Raw genomic sequence first — 16008 nt, 5'->3', positions numbered from 1 at the left:
TCAGCGTCCTCCTCGGCGATGAGAGTGACTCGACCCTAAGCACGGCGGCGGGTATGTTCCAATAAATGTTTCACTGAAGCAGTATCGATGGGATCTATATGGCGGACTTCGACCTGAACCTCGTCCGCACGTTCGTGCTGCTCTACGAAACCCGCAGCGTGACCGCGACCGCACAGGCCCTGCACGTCACCCAGCCCACCATCAGCTACAGCCTGCAGAAGCTGCGCCGCCGCTTCGGCGACGAACTGTTCCGCCGCACCGGCGCCGGGCTGGCCCCCACCACGACCGCACGCGAACTGTACGAACCACTGCACGCCGCGCTCGCGTCGATCGAAGCGGCGGTGAGCGGCACGCAGACGTTCGACCCGGCCACCGCGCGCGCCGGGTTCACGCTGTGCCTCTCTGACCTCGGCGAGGTTTCCCTGCTCCCGAGGCTGATGGCCGCGCTGCGCACGCAGGCACCGGGAATCACCCTGACCGTGCGGGCACTGGACGTCGTCAACGCCGAGGACCAGGTCAGCCGCGGCGAAATCGACGCCTTCATCGCGTCACCCCTGATCAGCTCCCACCGCATCGCGCGCGTGCCCCTCTTCGACGAGGACTACGTCGGCGTCGTCGCCGCGAACCACCCGCGCCTGCGCGGCAAACGCCTGACCACCGCCGCGCTCGACGCCGAGCAGCACGTGACCGTTTTCGGCCCGACCGGCCACGAAGGCCCGCGCAAGGCACTCGAAGCACGCGGCCTGCTGCCGTCGGTGGTCCTGGAGATGACCCGATTCGCGTCGCTGCCCTACCTGATCCAGAACAGCCAACTGGTGGCGATGGTGCCGCGCGACGTCGCCACCGTGTTCGCCGGGAACCATCCCGTGCGGCTACTGGAACTTCCTTTCGAGATCGAACCTGTGCGGGTCTCCATCTATGCTCGCCATTCGCATGCGCGGAGTGCGCCGCAACGGTGGTTGATCGAGTTCATGCACCAGGTTCTGGCGCGGTGACACCCTGGTCCGGCGCTTCCGCGTCCGGCGGCCGAGCGACCACTCCGCGGACGAGCCGCGCCAGACCCGCCTCGATGGCTTCGACCGCCTGCTCGCTTCCGGCTCCGAGCCCGTGCCGCGCGGCGATCCATCTCGCGTCGTTGTAGGTCAGCCAGGTCCGCCCCGCTTCGTCCTGCCAGGCGAGGGCCTTTACGGGCAGGTCGATGCCGCTGGTCTGGTTGTCCCGCAAGAGTGGGGTGCCGCCCTTCGGGTTGCCGAAGATCAGCAGTTCCGTCGGCCGGAGCTCGAACCCGGCCCGAGCCGCGTTGCCCGCGTGATCGATCCGGGCGAACACGAACAGGCCCGCGCCGGTGACCGCGGTCTCCAAGCGGTCGGTCGTCTCGCGGACCGACCAGCCGCTGGCGATCGTGATCATGCCGTGGTCTGTCATCTCTTCCCCAGTTTCCAGTCGCTTCGCCACCACCGCCGAACCGGTTCCCCGCGTATGTCCACTTCGGACAACGACCTCGATTCACCCGGATAGCAGCACTTCGCACCACCTTAGCTCCAGCGCTCGCCCGGCGACATGGCCGCTCGATGCCACTGGGAACGGGGATGGCATTGGCATTCGCGGCGAGGCCCCCGCCGGGATCGGGGGGCGGTACCGCGATGGCGCGGACGAGGGTGAGGTCGTGCCCCTTTCGTCCTCCGTGACCAGCACTCGCGTTTTCTCCTTTCTCCACAACATTTCGCGATGCCTCGCACACGGATCCATGGTCACCAGACGTCGACGATGACCCGAGTAAGGACCACCCCATACCTTCGTTCTCGGCGGAACCGTTCCGCGTCGAGCTGACCGGTCCCGATGGCCGAACCTGGCGGTGGGGCCGGGAAAACGCCGCGCAACGGGTCTGGGGCACCGCCCTCGGCTTCTGCCTGTCGAGCACGATCGGACTGGGCCTCGGCGCTTCGCCGCCGTCGGCCAACGGTGCTCTTGTGCACGGCCCACGGTGATCGCCCCGCAGGGCCATGGCGTCGATCCCGACCTGTGGCGCATCCGACTCGTCATGTGCAAGCCCCGACTTTCACATCCGAGTCTGGTGTGCTGGCCATGCGCCGCAGCCCGTTGAGGGTGGCCACGAGGTGTCAGGCGGTGTCGCGAGCTGTCTCGGCCAGTTCAGGCCACGCGGCCGCGTGGGCGTCCGGGACGGCGACCCAGTCTTTGAAGGGACGTCCCTTTCCCGAGGGATCGAACAGGTGCGCACCCGGTAATTGGAGGGCGTCGTGGTGTGCTGGTGTGTCGCGGCCGAGGCGGAAGGCGAGTTCGTGGTCCTTCAGGCAGGCGACGGCCTTGCCGTGTGCGTGCAGCGAGCGCTTGCCGAACATGGCGCCCGTGGTGACTCCGGTACTCGCCAGTTCGTCGGCGATGGCGTCGAAGAGGTCGTCAGGGGTCATGGGGTTGGTGCTCCGTCCGTGAGGAGTTGCCGGCGCCGCCGGGTGAGGTAGTCGCGTTCGATGTCGTTTCCGACCCGTTCCAGTGCCTGGTCGTAGGCGGTGATCGCATCCTCGACGCGTCCGAGCCTCCGAAGGAGATCGGCACGGGCCGCTGGCAGGAGATGCGTGCGGGCCAACGCGTCGACGGACCGCAGCCGGTCGAGAAGTCGCAGACCGGTGTCGGGTCCGTCCGCCATGGCCACCGCGATCGCGTGGTTGAGCTGAACCATCGGGCTGGGCGCGAGCCGGCCGAGTACGCGGTAGAGGGCGGCGATCTGCCGCCAGTCGGTGTGCCGCGCGGTCGGCGCGCCGGCGTGCAGGGCGGCGATCGCGCCTTGAACCGCGAAGGGACCGGCTGGTGCTCCGGCGAGGGCAGCGGTGAGGAGCTGTTGGCCCTCGTGGATGAGTTCGCGGTCCCAGCGGGTGCGGTCCTGGTCTTCGAGGACGACCAGCCGCCCCTGTTCGTCCAGCCGGGCCGGGCGGCGTGCTTCGGTGAGCAACTGGAGTGCGAGGAGACCGGTGGCCTCGGCGTCGTCGGGCAGCAGTCGGTGCAGCTGGCGCGTGAGCCTGATGGCCTCGGCCGACAGGTCGTCGCGAGTGTGCCGGGGACCGGAGGTGGCCACGTATCCCTCCGTGAACAGCAGGTAGAGAACCGTGAGAACCGGTGGCAACCGCTCGGGCAACTCCGATGGCCGAAGCACTCGAAACGGAATCGCCGCGTCCCGGATCTTCCGCTTGGCCCGGACGATGCGCTGGGCGACGGTCGTGTCGCTGACCAGCAGCAGTCGCGCGATCTCGGGCGTCGACAACCCGGCCAGGCACCTCAACGTCAACGCGACCTGCACGGCGACCGACAGCGCCGGGTGACAACAGGTGAAGAACAGCCGCAACTGGTCGTCGAACGGATCACCGTCGCCACCGTCGGCGACGACTTGCCGACAGGACGACGTGTCGCGTCTCGTCAGGGTGAGCTTCCGGGCGAGGGCTGTTTCCCGGCGGATCCGATCCACGCCTCGATTGCGAGCCACCGTGATCAGCCATGCAGCCGGATTCGCCGGTACGCCCTCGACAGGCCATCGTTGCATCGCCGTCGCGTAGGCGTCAGCCAGCGCCTCCTCAGCGACGTCGAGGTCGCCGAGGAGGGTGACCAGACGAGCGAGTACCCGGCCGTGTTCGGCCCGAAAGGTCTCGCTGAGCTGATCGCGCACGTCAGTCCGATATCACGGGCCGCACCTCCACCGTGCCGTGCCTCGCACCGGGGCACCGGGCAGCCCACTCCAGCGCCTCGTCCAGATCCGCGCACTCCAGCACGAAGAATCCGCCCAACTGCTCACGAGCCTCCGCGAACGGCCCGTCAGTCACCAGTCGGCCCGACTCCCGGATCGCGACCGTCGTCGCGGACGCCGACGGCTGGAGCTTCTTGCCGCCCCTCATCACACCGGCCTCGGTCACTTCAGCGGCGTAGTTGGCGTACTCGACACCCAGTCGTTCCCAATCGACCTCGCCATCCTTCGACTCATCACGGTAAATCGACACCAGATACTCCACCAATTGCTCCTTGGTCGCACTCGACGGGCACTCGGCCGCGGATGGCCGCGCCGGGTAATGGACGAACGAGGCCGATCCGAATCGACATCCCCACCCAAGAACAATAGTGTGACGACGACCACACGTGCGCCGCGACGGTCACCCCACCGTGAATCAACCAGAATCACGCGGCGCTCGGGCAACCGGCTCGGGCAACCGGCCGACCGGCACGGCGAGGTGCGCACCCCTGGCCACGAAACCCAGGCGCGCCGCCATCGCCCGAGACGCGGTGTTCGTGGCGAGTGCGCGCCAGCGGGCGATCCCGCGTTCCTCGATCGCGTGCTCGGCGGCGGTGGCCGCGATCGCCGTGCCGTGACCGCGGCCGCGCGCGGACGGCGCGGTCAGCACGCCGACATCGGTGTGCGCACCGTCCCAAGTGGTCAGGTTGGCGGCCGCGACCAGGGTTCCGTTGCGGCGCAGTCCGAAAAGGACCGCGTCCGCGTTGTCCATCCCCGCCTCCTGCCACTCCTCCTCCGGTACACCTGCGGCCAGCGCATCGAGTTCGCCCCGGGAAAGGCGTTCGCCCGCGCCCCTCGGTACCGGGCCACCGGAGTACGCGTGCACACTCGGTCCCAGCACCTTCGGGTCCAGGCCCGCCAGCACCTCCAGCCACACCGCGGGGTCGAACAGCGCATCGGTGGCACGCGAGCCGATCGCCGCGCGCGCCCGGCCCAGCAGCGGCTCCGGAGCACGCACTCGCACGGTCTCCCCGAACCGCACGACCAGCAGGCCCGGCCACGCGGTCTCGTCGATCGAAAGGTGCGCTCCCGGACGCCACACCTCGTCCTCGCCGACGCCGAAGACCCCGGCCCAGAACCGGTCCACGACGTGGTCGACACCGTCGTTCCCCATACCGCCACGGTAACGCTAGTCGAGCCCCCGCTCGGCGCGATAAGCGCGCCAGTCGCCCCACGACGTGATGTCCAGCAGTTCCCGCGAACTCAACGCGGATTCCCTGAGCACGGTCGCCAGGCACGACGCCCCGTCGGCCAGTTCGATGACGCCCAGCTCCAGTTCGGGTGGCTCGGCGGGGACGAGGTGCTCCCGCAGCACCGTCAGCGGAAGGTCGTAGACCTCGCCGGCGACGGACACCCCGCCCGAGGCGACCTCGTGCATGGCGGGGAACCGGTCGCCGACCGAGTAGTACCGGTACCGCGGAGCACTGCGGGCCGCGCCGACGAGCGGGGCGCCGCGCAGTTGTTCGTGGAGCGGCCCGCCGCGCATGCCACCGCCGTTGAGGAACATCAGAACCACGACATGACCCCTTCGATTCCGAAGTAGACGGCGAACACCGCGGCGAGTGCCCCGAGCAGCCAGCCGATCTCGCGGACCTTTCCCTTGCCCAGCTTGATCACCACGTACGCGATCAGCCCGGCGCCGATGCCGTTGGTGATGGAGTAGGTGAACGGGATGAGCGCGGCGGTGAGGAACACCGGGATCGCGAATTCCATGTCCTGCCAAGGTATCCGGCGGCACTGGGCCATCATCATGCCGCCGATCACCACCAGCGCCGGTGCCGCGGCCTGTGCCGGGACCACGGCCGCGATCGGGGTCAGGAACAGTGTCACGGTGAACAGCGCGCCCGTCACCACGCTCGCGAGGCCGGTCCGCGCGCCTTCGCCGACACCGGCCGCCGATTCCAGGAACACCGTGTTCGGCGCCGAGCCGGAGAGCCCGCCCGCCAGTGCGCCCGCGCCGTCGACGAGCAGGATGCGACCCATGCCTTCGACCTTGCCGTCCTTGGTCAGGCCCGCTTCGTCGGCGACGCTGGTGATGGTGCCCATCGCGTCGAAGAAACCGGACAGCACCAACGTGAACAGGAACACGCCCGCGGTGACCGGGCCCGCGGAGGCGAACCCGCCGAACAGGTCCACCTGGCCGAGCAGGCTGAAATCCGGTGACGCCACGACGTGGTCGGGCACCTTCGGCTCGACCAGCCCCCAGCCGCCGACGTGGAACACCGAGTTGACCACCACCGCGAGCACGGTCGCGACCAGGATGCTGATCAGCACCGCGCCGGGCACGCCGCGGGTGATCAGCACGATCATCAGCAGCAGCCCGAGGCAGAAGATCGCGATCGGCCAGCCGGCGAGGTGCCCGTCGAGGCCCATCCGCACCGGGACGGTGGAATGCGCGACATCCGGTGTCCTGGTCACGAACCCGGCGCTGACCAGCCCGACGAGTGCGATGTAGAGGCCGATCCCGACCGTGATGGCGGTCTTGAGCGGCATCGGGATCGCGTTGATGATCCGCTCGCGGATCCCGGACACCGCCATCAGCACGATGCAGGCGCCTTCGAGCACGACGAGGCCGAACGCCTGCGCCCACGTCATCGTCGGCGCCATCTGGAAGGCGACGATCCCGTTGACCCCGAGCCCCGCGGCGAGCGCGAGCGGGGCGTTGCCGACGAACCCCATCAGGAGCGTGGTGATCCCGGCGGCGAGCGCGGTCGCGGTGGTGACCTGCTCGGTGGTCAGCCGCACCCCGGTGATGTCGGCCGAAGCGCCGAGGATGAGCGGGTTCAGCAGCACGATGTAGCACATGGCCACGAACGTGGTGAGCCCGCCGCGGACCTCTCTGCCGAAGGTGCTGCCGCGATCGGTGATCCGGAAGAAGCGGTCGAGCGGGCGCCTGCGCGGCGCGGGTTCGGACTGCGGTCGTTCGGTGTCGAGCTGGGTCATTCGGTCCTCCACGACGGTGTGGACGGCACGGACGGAGCCCCGGTGTCAGTACGCCAGCCTGTCGGGTTTCGACAGCCACGCGTCGAACGGGGCTCGATGATCCACAGTGGACAGCCGGGCCACGGGTACCGGCCAGCTCTCCCGTGGGGTGGTGAACAGGTCGTAGAACGCGCGATCGTCGAATCCGGCGACGGCCGCGTCGTCGCGGTCCGCCGCGTACAGCACCTTGTCGACGCGCGCCCACAGCGCGGCGGAGATGCACAGCGGACACGGCTCGCACGACGAGACGAGCACGCACCCGGTGAGCTGGAAGTCGCCGACCTCCCGGCAGGCCGCGCGGATCGCAACCACCTCGGCGTGCGCGGTCGGGTCGAGCGTCGGCGTCACCTGGTTGGTGCCGGTCGCGATGACCGACCCGTCGCGCACTACGACGGCGCCGAACGGGCCACCGCCCGCCTCGACGTTCTCGGTGGCGAGCCGGATGGCCTCGCCGAGCCACTTCTGGTCCTCAGTGGACACAGCTGTCCCCATGATTCGTCTCACTCCAAGGAAATCTAGGTACCGGTGATGTGTTCGGGCCGGACGGGGACCCGCGAGAGCGCGAGCCCGGTGGCCTGCCTGATCGCCGCGACGATCGCGGGCGTCGAGGAGATGGTCGGCGGCTCGCCGACGCCGCGCAGCCCGTACGGTGCGTTCGGGTCGGCGAGTTCGAGCACGTCGATGCTCATCGGCGGCATGTCGAGCACGGTCGGGATCAGGTAGTCGGTGAACGACGGGTTGCGGATCTTCCCGCCCTCGGTCTGGATCTCCTCCATCACCGCGAGGCCGAGCCCCTGCGCCGAGCCGCCGTGGATCTGCCCGAGCACGGCCTGCGGGTTCATCGCCTTGCCGACGTCCTGCGCGCAGTCGAGCGCGATCACCTTGACCAGGCCCAGTTCCACGTCCACGTCGACGACGGCGCGGTGCGCGGCGAACCCGTACTGCACGTGCGCGTCGCCGGCGCCAGTCTCCGGGTCGAGTGTCTCAGTAGGACGGTGCCGCCACTCGACCGTCTCGTCCAGCGCGTCGTCACCGAGCACTTCGACGAGATCCGCCAGCACACCGTCCTTCTTGGACACCAGCTTCCCGCCGGACACGGTGAACTCGGCGCCGCCGAACCGTCCGGCGGCTCGGGAGAACAGCGACTTGCGCACCGCGAGGCACGCGGCCTGTACCGCGCCACCGGTCACGTAGGTCTGCCGGGAGGCCGAGGTCGATCCCGCGTTGCCGATCGTGGTGTCCATCGGCAGGATCGTCACCTGCTCGACGCCGAGTTCGGTGCGCACGATCTGCTGCATGACGGTGACCAGGCCCTGGCCGACCTCGCAGGCCGCGGTGTGCACGGTGGCCGCGACCTCCCCGCCGACGACCTGCAGCCGCACCCGCGCGGTCGAATAGTCGTCGAACCCTTCGGAGAAGCAGATGTTCTTGATCCCGACGGCGTAACCGACGCCCCGTACCACCCCTTCGCCGTGCGTGGTGTTCGAAACGCCACCGGGGAGCGTGCGCAGATCGACTTCGCCCGAGCGTTCCGCGGGCAGCGATTTGCGCTCGACGCGGCGCAGCAGTTCCTCGACCGGCGCGGCCGAGTCCACCACCTGACCGGTCGGCATCAGGGTGCCCTCGCGCATCGCGTTGCGCACCCTGACCTCCACCGGGTCGAGCCCGCACGCCTCGGCGAGTCTGTCCATTTGGGACTCGTAGGCGAAACCCGCTTGCACCGCACCGAATCCGCGCATGGCTCCGCACGGCGGGTTGTTCGTGTACGCGCCCCAGCAGTCGATCTCCACGTTCGGGACGTCGTACGGGCCGACGCCGAGCGTGGCCGCGTTCGCCACGACGGCACCGGTCGAAGACGCGTACGCTCCGCCGTCCAAGTACAACTTCGCCTTGACGTAGAGCAGTTTTCCGTTCTCGTCGGCGCCGTGCTCGTAGTACATGCGCGCCGGGTGGCGGTGCACGTGGCCGTAGAACGACTCTTCGCGGTTGTAGACCATCTTCATCGGTTTGCCGGTGTGCAGCGCCAGCAGGCAGGCGTGCACCTGGATGGACAAGTCCTCGCGCCCGCCGAACGCGCCGCCGACGCCGCCGAGGGTGAGCCGCACCTTGTCGGCGGGCAGGCCGAGCGCGGCGACGATCTGCTGCTGGTCGACGTGCAGCCACTGGGTGGCCACGAACAGGTCGATGCCGCCGTCCTCGGCCGGCACGGCGAGCCCGGATTCCGGCCCGAGGAAAGCCTGGTCCTGCATGCCGACCTCGTAGGTGCCCCGGACGACGACGGCCGCTTCCCCGATCTCGCCGCGGCGGATCGGCACGTGGCGCACCACGTTTCCGCCTGGATGCAACGAAGGCGCGGGCCCGTCGACGGCGGTTTCCGCATCCGTGACCGGATCCAGCACCTCGTAACCGACGCGGACGCGCTCCATCGCGCGGCGCGCGGTCTCCGGGTGGTCCGCCGCCACGACGGCGACCGGCTCGCCCTGGTACCGCACCACGTCGACGGCGAGCACCGGCTGGTCGGGGTGTTCGAGCCCGTACCGGTTCACCCCTGGCACGTCCTCGTGCGTGAGCACCGCGTACACGCCGGGCAGCTTGAGCGCTTCGGTGATGTCGATCCCGGTGATGCGCGCGTACGGGTGGGGGCTGCGCAAAGTGGCGCCCCACAGCATGTCCTCGTGCCACAGGTCCGAGGAGTAGGCGAACTCGCCGCGCACCTTGATCGTCCCGTCCGGGCGCTGCGGGCTGTCGCCGACCCCGTTCGCGGTCCCGCTGACCTGACCGGTTTCCGTCGAAGCAGTCATCGCGTCTCCCGGAGTTTCGCGCTCGCCGAGCGCAGTTCGCCTGCCAGCACGGCCTCGTCCTCGGTCCGCAGCACGCCGTCGGAGACCACGGTCTCCCCGCCGACGAACAGGCGCGCCAGTGGTGGCGTCGCGCCGAGGACGAGCGCGGCAACCGGGTCGGCGATGCCCGCGTACCGCAGGTCGTCGAGCCGCCACACCGCGAGATCGGCCAGCTTCCCGGGTTCGATCGAACCGATTTCCCGTTCCCTGCCAAGGCATTTCGCCCCGCCCATGGTGCCGAGCCATAGCGCTTCGCGGGTACTTAGCGCGCGCGGGCCGCCCCGCTGGCGCGCCTGCAGCAACGCCTGGTGCAGTTCCTCGCCGAGCCCACCGGACTCGTTCGACGCGGCGCCGTCCACGCCGAGCCCGACCGGGGCGCCCGCGTCCAGCAGTTCCCGCACCGGGGCGATCCCGGTGCCGAGCCTGCCGTTCGACGTCGGGCAGTGCGCCGATCCGGTCCGCGTCGCACCGAGCCTGCGGATCGCGCCTGGCGCGAGGTGCACGGTGTGCGCGAGCCACACGTCCTCGCCGACCCAGCCGAGCTTGTCTGCGTATTCGGCAGGCGTGCAGCCCATTTCGGCGAGGCACTGCTTCTCCTCGTCGAGCGTCTCGGCGAGGTGGGTGTGCAGGCGAACTCCCTTGCGGCGAGCCAATTCCGCCGCGCCGGTCATCAGCTCCTCGCTGACCGAGAACGGGGAGCACGGGCCAGCCGCGATCCGCACGCGGGCTTCCGGTGACGGGTCGTGGTAGGTGTCGATGGCGTTTTCGGTGCCGAGCAAGGCCGCTTCGGTGGTTTCCACGAGGTTGTCCGGGGGCAACCCGCCGTCGGACTCGCCGCGGTCCATCGACCCGCGCACGAGGTGCAGGCGCGTGCCGATCCGATTCGCCGCCTCGACCAGCGCGGCGATCTGGTCGCCCGCGTCAGAGGGGAACACGTAGTGGTGGTCGGCGACGGTCGTGCACCCGGTGGTCGCGAGCCTCGCGAGACCCGCGGAGGCGGCCGCGTGGGTGATCCCGGCGTCGAGCCCGCCCCACACCGGGTACAGCTCGACGAGCCATTCGAACAGGGTCGAGTCGGCCGAGTAGCCGCGCGTGGCCCACTGGTAGAGGTGGTGGTGGGTGTTCACGAGGCCGGGCGTGACCAGGCACCCGCGCGCGTCGACCCGTTCGTCGAACTCCCCCTGCGCCGGACCTTCCCCGACGGCGACGATGTGCGCGTCCTCGATCACGACGTGCCCCGACCGGTACTCGGTCCCGTCGGCGTCCACTGTGGATACCGCGGCGTGCTCGATCACCGTCCTCATGAGACACCCCTGGCGGCGGCCAGTCGCACGGCGTCGAGGATCTTTTCGTACCCCGTGCACCGGCACAGGTTCCCGGCCAGCGCTTCGCGGATCTCCTCGTCGCTCGGCGCGGCGACCCGGTTGAGCAGGTCGTGCGCGGCCACCACCAGTCCGGGCGTGCAGAATCCGCATTGGACAGCACCGGTCTCCACAAAGGACTGCTGCACGGGGTCGAGCGCGTCGCCGTCGGCAAGCCCTTCGACCGTGCGGACCTGCCTGCCCTCGGCCTGGCCAGCCGCGACCAGGCACGAGCACACCGGCACCTCGTCGAGGTAGACCGTGCACGAGCCGCATTCGCCCTGCTCGCAAGCATTCTTGGACCCGGGCAGGCCCATCCGCTCGCGGAGCACGTAGAGCAGGCTCTCGCCCTCCCACACGTCGTCCGCCTGGTGGGGTTCGCCGTTGACCGTCACGTTCACGCGCATGACCGCGCACCTCCCTGGTAGGAGTTCCAGGCCCAGGTCAGCGTCCGCCGCGCGAGCACGGAAAGCGCGTGCTTGCGGTAGTCGGCGCTGCCTCGGACGTCGTCGATGGGGGCCGCCGCGGACGCGGCCAGTTCGCCGAAGCGGCGGCGCACCGAGTCCGCGATCGGTGCCCGCGTCGTCCAGAGCCCGGTGTCGCTTAGCTCGGCGGCGAGGAACTCCTCGGCCGCGGTGGCGCGGCGCGGGGTGGGCGCGGCCGATCCGACCGCGGCGCCGACGGCCTCGCGCTCCGGGTGCAGCGCGACCGCGAACGAGCACACCGCGATCACCATCGCGTTGCGGGTGCCGACCTTGGCGAACTGCTGCGGCCCCGGCGCCTCCGGCAGGTGCACCGCGGTGATCAGCTCGTCCGGCTCGAGCGCGTTGCGCTTCACGCCGAGGTAGAAGTCTTCCGCGTCGATGAGCCTCGTGCCGCGCACGGACGCGGCCTCGACCTTCGCGCCCGAAACGAGCAACACCGGGTGGGTGTCACCGGCGGGCGAGGCCGCGCCGAGGTTGCCGCCGACCGTGCCGCGGTTGCGGATCTGCGGTGAGCCGACCGTCCGCGACGCCATCGCGAGCGCGGGCAGTTTCCCGCCGAGTTCCCCGATCACCCTGACGTAGGGCACCCCGGCGCCGAGCCGGATCGTGCCGTGCTCGGCCGACCACTCCCCGAGTTCGGCGACGCCGGTGAGATCGAGCAGCGCGGCGGGGCGGCGGTGGTCGAAGTTCAGCTCGACCATGACGTCCGTGCCGCCCGCGATCGGCACCGCGCCGGGGCGCTCGGCCTTGACGGCCAGCGCCTCGCCGAGGCTGCTCGGACGGAGAAAATCCACGGGAACTCCTCGGGATTCGGCGGCTGGGGGGGCGTCGGTCCAGTACACACATCGGTCACACACCCCGGCAACGGCGCCGGAGTATGAAACTCCGCCAGCGAATCGCGCTCGTGTTGTGGTTTCCTACAAAGCCTATGACCGCCGTGAAAACTCTGCTGGACATCCCCGAGCTGCGCTTGCGCCTGCGCACCGGCTCGGCGTTCCTCGATCGCGAGGTCACGCGCATCTACGGCACCGAACTTGCGGATCCGGGCCGGTACCTCTCGGCGGGCGAGCTGGTGCTCAGCGGCCTGCTGTGGTGGCACGCGCCGGGTGACGCCGAGCCGTTCGTCGCCGCGCTCGGCCACGCGGGCAGCGCGGCGCTCGCCGCGTCGGGCGCGGATTCCGGCGGAATACCCGCCGATCTGGTCGAAGCCTGCGAGCGCCACCGGATCCCGCTGCTCGAAGTGCCTCCCGACCTTTCGTTCGCGGTGGTCACCGAGCGGGTGGTGCTCGCGCTCGCCGCCGACCGGCGGAAGCTGTCCGCCGCGGCCGACGAACCGCCGGATGCGCTGCTCGAAATCGGCGCGGAAGAGCTGGGGATGCCGTGCTGGCTGCTTTCCGGCAGCGGCAAGGTGCTCGCGTCGGCGGGACCGGACCTGCCAGCGCCCCGCGCGCTCGTCGAGCGCTACGCGCAGGTGCGCGACGCTTTTTCCGACGGTGCCTACACCGTGCGGCCGGTCGCGGGCGGCGCGGCGCTGCCGTGGCTGCTGGTGGCACAGGGGGAAACCGGCACCGTCGGCGAGGAGCTGGCGGTGCTGCTCGGAGCCGCGCGCGCCCGTGCCGATCGGGTGAACCTCGCGGCCGGTCCCCTGATCGCGGTACTGGCCCGCGCGACCGCGGGCGAACCCGAGCTGGCGAGCGCGTTCGGCGGGACGGACCTGCCAGCCGACGCCGAGCTGCGGGTGGTGATCGCCCGCGCGCCAGGTGGTCTCGCGCGCGAACTGCTGGCCGATCTCGTGACCGGCTCAGCCGTGCTCGGGGAACGCGACGGCGAAGCGTGGGCGATCGTGGACACCGCGGGCGCTTGGCCTTCGGACTGGGTGACCGGCGCGGCAGCCGCGGTGTCCACTGTGGAGCTTCTGAGCACCGGGTCCGTCCGCATTGGACTCAGCGGTGCGGCGAGCCTTGCCGGACTCCGCGGCGCGGCGCAGGAAGCGCGGCACGCCGTGGACGCGGCGCGGCGCGGGCACCCGGTGGTCTCCGCCGAGGAGCTGACCGTGGCGAGCCTTCTCGTGGCGGGCGCGCCGGACGAGCTGCGGGCGGCGATCCGGCGCCGCGTGCTGGGACCGCTGCTCGCGCACGACGCGGCGCAGCGCGGCGATCTCGTGCACACCGTGCGCACGTTCCTGCGGTGCAACGGCTCCCCCGCGCAGGCGGCGAAGGAGCTTCACGTGCACGTCAACACCCTGCGCTACCGCATCGCGAAGGCGGGCGAACTGCTCGGCACCGACCTGACCGATTTCGCCAGCCAGGTCGAAATCCACCTGGCGCTGCTGGCGGAATGACGCTTCCGCCAGGCGGAACACACGACCTCGACCTTTCGTTCGCTCAGGGGCGCCCTTGATTCAACGTTACCGCGAGGCACCGACAGTTTCCGGCGGCCGACAGCTTCCGGCGATGCCGCGCCCGGCGCCGGTTCGCTCAGGCGAAGGGTTCGATCGGCACGCCCGCGTCGCCCAGCGCGGCGCGGATCCGGCGCGCGATGTCCACCGCGCCCGCCGTGTCGCCGTGTACGCACAAGGAACGGGCCGTCACTTCGACCTTGGTGCCGTCCTTCGCGACCACGATACCCTCGGTCACCATGCGTACGCTGCGCTCGACGACCACCTCGGGATCGTGCACGACGGCACCCTCTTCGTGCCGGGGCACCAGCGTGCCCTCCGCGGTGTAGGCGCGGTCGGCGAACACCTCGGCGATCGTGCGCAGCCCGGCCTCTTCCGCCTGCCGCAACCATTCCGACCCGGGCAACCCCAGCACCGGCAGCGCGGGGTCGTAGCGGCGGACGGCTTCGACCACGGCCGCGGCCTGCTCCGCGTGGCTCACGATCGCGTTGTACAACGCGCCGTGCGGCTTCACGTACTTCACGCTCGTGCCCGCGATGCGCGCGAACCCGTCGAGCGCGGCGATCTGGTAGATGACGTCGTTCGTCAGCTCCTCGGCCGCCATGTCGATGAACCGGCGCCCGAAACCCGACAGGTCGCGATACCCCACCTGCGCGCCGATCGTGACCCCGCGTTCGGCCGCCCGCTCGGTCACGCGCCGCAGGATCGTCGGGTCGCCCGCGTGGAACCCGCAGGCCACGTTCGCGCTCGACACGACGTCGAGCAACGCGTCGTCGTCGCCGAGGCGCCAGTTGCCGAATCCCTCGCCGAGGTCGCTGTTGAGGTCGATCACCGCACTCCTTCCCTCACCACGGTCATCGTAGGCGCTGCCATTCGCACCGCCGCGTCGCTCAGGTGAGGCGGCGGACGTGGCGGTCCAGCGCCTCCCGCGAAAGCGTGGTGCGGTCGACGACCTCGGCTTCGGTGAGCGCGCCGCAGTCGAGGCCCCGGCTCAGGTAGGCCGCGAGCGCCTGCGCGGTGGCTGGTTCGTCGAGGACACCGCCCTCGGTCTTCTCGACGTAGTTCCGCAGGCGTGCCGCGGCCGCGGGGAAACCCTCGCGGAAGAACGCGTAGGTCGCCGCGTACCGGCTCGGCAACTGATGCGGGTGCAGGTCCCAGCCCTGGTAGAAGCCCCGTTCGAGGGAGCGGCGCACGAGGCGGGCGTGTTCGCGCCACGCGCCGAGCACGGCGTCCCGGTCGCCGACGGGCAGCTTGTTCGTCGAACCGTCCGAGAGCAGGACGCCGGTGCCCGCCGCGGACACCTGCATCAGCGCCTTCGCGAAATCGGCGGCGGGGTGCTCCATGCTCTGGTACGCGGCGCTGATGCCGAGGCCCGCGCTGTAGTCGTAGGTGCCGTAGTGCAGCCCGGAGCACCGGCCGTCCGCCGCCCGCACGATGCGCGCCACCGCCACCGCGCCTTCGATGTCCACAATGGACTGCGGAGTTTCGATCTGCACCTCGAAGCGCAGCGACCGCGCGGGCAGGCCGTACCCGCGTTCCAGCTCTCCGAGTACCTTTGCCGCCGCCGCGACCTGCTCGACCGCGGTGACCTTCGGCAGCGTCACCACGAATCCCGGCGGCAGCGGGCCGCCGTCGAGCAGCGCGCCGAGGAAGAGGTCCAGCGTGCGCATGCCGCGCCTGCGGGTCGCGCGTTCGAAGCTCTTGAACCGGATCCCGGCGAACGGCGGCGCGGTCCCGGCCGCCACCGACCGCGCGAGCGTCGCACCGGCCGACACCGCGGCAGCGTCTTCGATCTCGTCACCGGGGCTGCCGTAGCCGTCTTCGAAGTCGATGCGCAGGTCTTCGATCGGCTCCCGCCGGAGCTTTTCCCTTACCCTGTCGTAAATCTCGACTGTCGCTTGTGGACCGAACACACCCGCGAACTCGGCGAGGTCGCGGGCGTGCTCCTCCAGCGCGGCACTCGCCCGCGCACCCCACTCCCCGACGAGCCCTTCGTGGTAGCCGCTCGCCGGGACGTACACGGTGTGCACGGGCTGGCGGCCGGCGGGACCGCCGGGGTAGTTCGCTTCGACGCGCGCGTCCGCATCGCGCAGGCTCGCGTCGATCGCGTCGTAGAACTCGCCGGAAAGCCGGCCGCCACCACCCATCT

The 16008-nt window shown here is 70.4% G+C and carries 17 protein-coding genes; 3 read left to right on the top strand and 14 right to left on the bottom strand.

Features of this window, described 5'->3' with window-relative positions; genetic code table 11:
• Positions 1-98 precede the first annotated feature (98 nt).
• The gene (locus HUW46_RS31930) at positions 99-995 is read left to right on the top strand and encodes a LysR family transcriptional regulator (protein WP_215542477.1); all 897 of its coding nucleotides are present in this window, start codon (positions 99-101) and stop codon (positions 993-995) included.
• Here the strand turns inward: HUW46_RS31930 and HUW46_RS31925 are convergent.
• A complete protein-coding gene (locus HUW46_RS31925; protein ID WP_215542476.1) occupies positions 970-1425 on the bottom strand; it encodes a DUF302 domain-containing protein in 456 nt (151 codons plus the stop codon). The two genes, HUW46_RS31930 and HUW46_RS31925, sit on opposite strands and share 26 nt — an antisense overlap.
• Positions 1426-1790: 365 nt before the next feature.
• Here HUW46_RS31925 and HUW46_RS49095 point away from each other — a divergent pair, with 365 nt between their 5' ends.
• A complete protein-coding gene (locus HUW46_RS49095; RefSeq protein ID WP_442860998.1) occupies positions 1791-1988 on the top strand; it encodes a hypothetical protein in 198 nt (65 codons plus the stop codon).
• Between the two features lie 132 nt (positions 1989-2120).
• Here the strand turns inward: HUW46_RS49095 and HUW46_RS31920 are convergent, their stop codons facing one another.
• The 11 genes from HUW46_RS31920 to HUW46_RS31870 form a co-directional block, all read right to left on the bottom strand.
• Complete coding sequence (locus tag HUW46_RS31920; RefSeq protein ID WP_215542475.1) at positions 2121-2429, bottom strand: hypothetical protein; 309 nt, start codon at positions 2427-2429, stop codon at positions 2121-2123.
• Positions 2426-3676 (bottom strand): RNA polymerase sigma factor, encoded by a 1251-nt coding sequence (locus tag HUW46_RS31915; protein ID WP_215542474.1) that lies wholly within the window; start codon positions 3674-3676, stop codon positions 2426-2428. The genes HUW46_RS31920 and HUW46_RS31915 overlap by 4 nt, the downstream gene beginning before the upstream one ends.
• A 1-nt stretch (position 3677) precedes the next feature.
• Complete coding sequence (locus HUW46_RS31910; protein ID WP_215542473.1) at positions 3678-4016, bottom strand: YciI family protein; 339 nt, start codon at positions 4014-4016, stop codon at positions 3678-3680.
• Positions 4017-4169: 153 nt separating this feature from the next.
• Positions 4170-4907, bottom strand: a complete 738-nt coding sequence (locus HUW46_RS31905) for a GNAT family N-acetyltransferase (protein ID WP_215542472.1) — start codon at positions 4905-4907, stop codon at positions 4170-4172.
• 15 nt (positions 4908-4922) lie between these two features.
• Complete coding sequence (locus HUW46_RS31900; RefSeq protein WP_215542471.1) at positions 4923-5309, bottom strand: allophanate hydrolase-related protein; 387 nt, start codon at positions 5307-5309, stop codon at positions 4923-4925.
• Positions 5300-6736, bottom strand: a complete 1437-nt coding sequence (locus HUW46_RS31895; protein ID WP_215542470.1) for an NCS2 family permease — start codon at positions 6734-6736, stop codon at positions 5300-5302. Before HUW46_RS31895 ends, HUW46_RS31900 begins: the two co-directional genes overlap by 10 nt.
• A gap of 45 nt (positions 6737-6781) precedes the next feature.
• Entirely contained in the window at positions 6782-7267 is a 486-nt protein-coding gene (locus HUW46_RS31890) for a nucleoside deaminase (protein WP_215542469.1), read from the bottom strand.
• Positions 7268-7290: 23 nt separating this feature from the next.
• Positions 7291-9576 (bottom strand): xanthine dehydrogenase subunit D, encoded by a 2286-nt coding sequence (gene pucD, locus HUW46_RS31885; RefSeq protein ID WP_215542468.1) that lies wholly within the window; start codon positions 9574-9576, stop codon positions 7291-7293.
• Positions 9573-10919 carry an 8-oxoguanine deaminase gene (locus HUW46_RS31880; RefSeq protein WP_215542467.1) on the bottom strand — a complete coding sequence of 449 codons (1347 nt, stop codon included), beginning with the start codon at positions 10917-10919 and terminating at the stop codon, positions 9573-9575. The genes pucD and HUW46_RS31880 overlap by 4 nt, the downstream gene beginning before the upstream one ends.
• On the bottom strand, positions 10916-11383 hold the full coding sequence (locus tag HUW46_RS31875) for a (2Fe-2S)-binding protein (RefSeq protein ID WP_215542466.1): 468 nt from the start codon (positions 11381-11383) through the stop codon (positions 10916-10918). Before HUW46_RS31875 ends, HUW46_RS31880 begins: the two co-directional genes overlap by 4 nt.
• The gene (locus HUW46_RS31870) at positions 11374-12255 is read right to left on the bottom strand and encodes an FAD binding domain-containing protein (protein WP_215542465.1); all 882 of its coding nucleotides are present in this window, start codon (positions 12253-12255) and stop codon (positions 11374-11376) included. Before HUW46_RS31870 ends, HUW46_RS31875 begins: the two co-directional genes overlap by 10 nt.
• 134 nt (positions 12256-12389) lie before the next feature.
• Between HUW46_RS31870 and HUW46_RS31865 the strand changes: the two genes are divergently transcribed.
• Positions 12390-13802 (top strand): PucR family transcriptional regulator, encoded by a 1413-nt coding sequence (locus tag HUW46_RS31865; RefSeq protein ID WP_215542464.1) that lies wholly within the window; start codon positions 12390-12392, stop codon positions 13800-13802.
• Positions 13803-13938: 136 nt separating this feature from the next.
• On the opposite strand, the gene HUW46_RS31860 is transcribed toward HUW46_RS31865, so the two are convergent.
• Entirely contained in the window at positions 13939-14688 is a 750-nt protein-coding gene (locus tag HUW46_RS31860; RefSeq protein WP_215550230.1) for a LamB/YcsF family protein, read from the bottom strand.
• Positions 14689-14749: 61 nt separating this feature from the next.
• Positions 14750-16006 carry a DUF6986 family protein gene (locus tag HUW46_RS31855; RefSeq protein WP_215542463.1) on the bottom strand — a complete coding sequence of 419 codons (1257 nt, stop codon included), beginning with the start codon at positions 16004-16006 and terminating at the stop codon, positions 14750-14752.
• Positions 16007-16008 lie beyond the last annotated feature (2 nt).

This window comes from Amycolatopsis sp. CA-230715 (genome assembly GCF_018736145.1).
In the GTDB taxonomy this organism is placed as follows: Bacteria; Actinomycetota; Actinomycetes; order Mycobacteriales; family Pseudonocardiaceae; genus Amycolatopsis.
The sequence above is the reverse complement of the archived record's forward strand: the minus strand, read 5'-3'. Positions and strand labels throughout refer to the sequence as shown.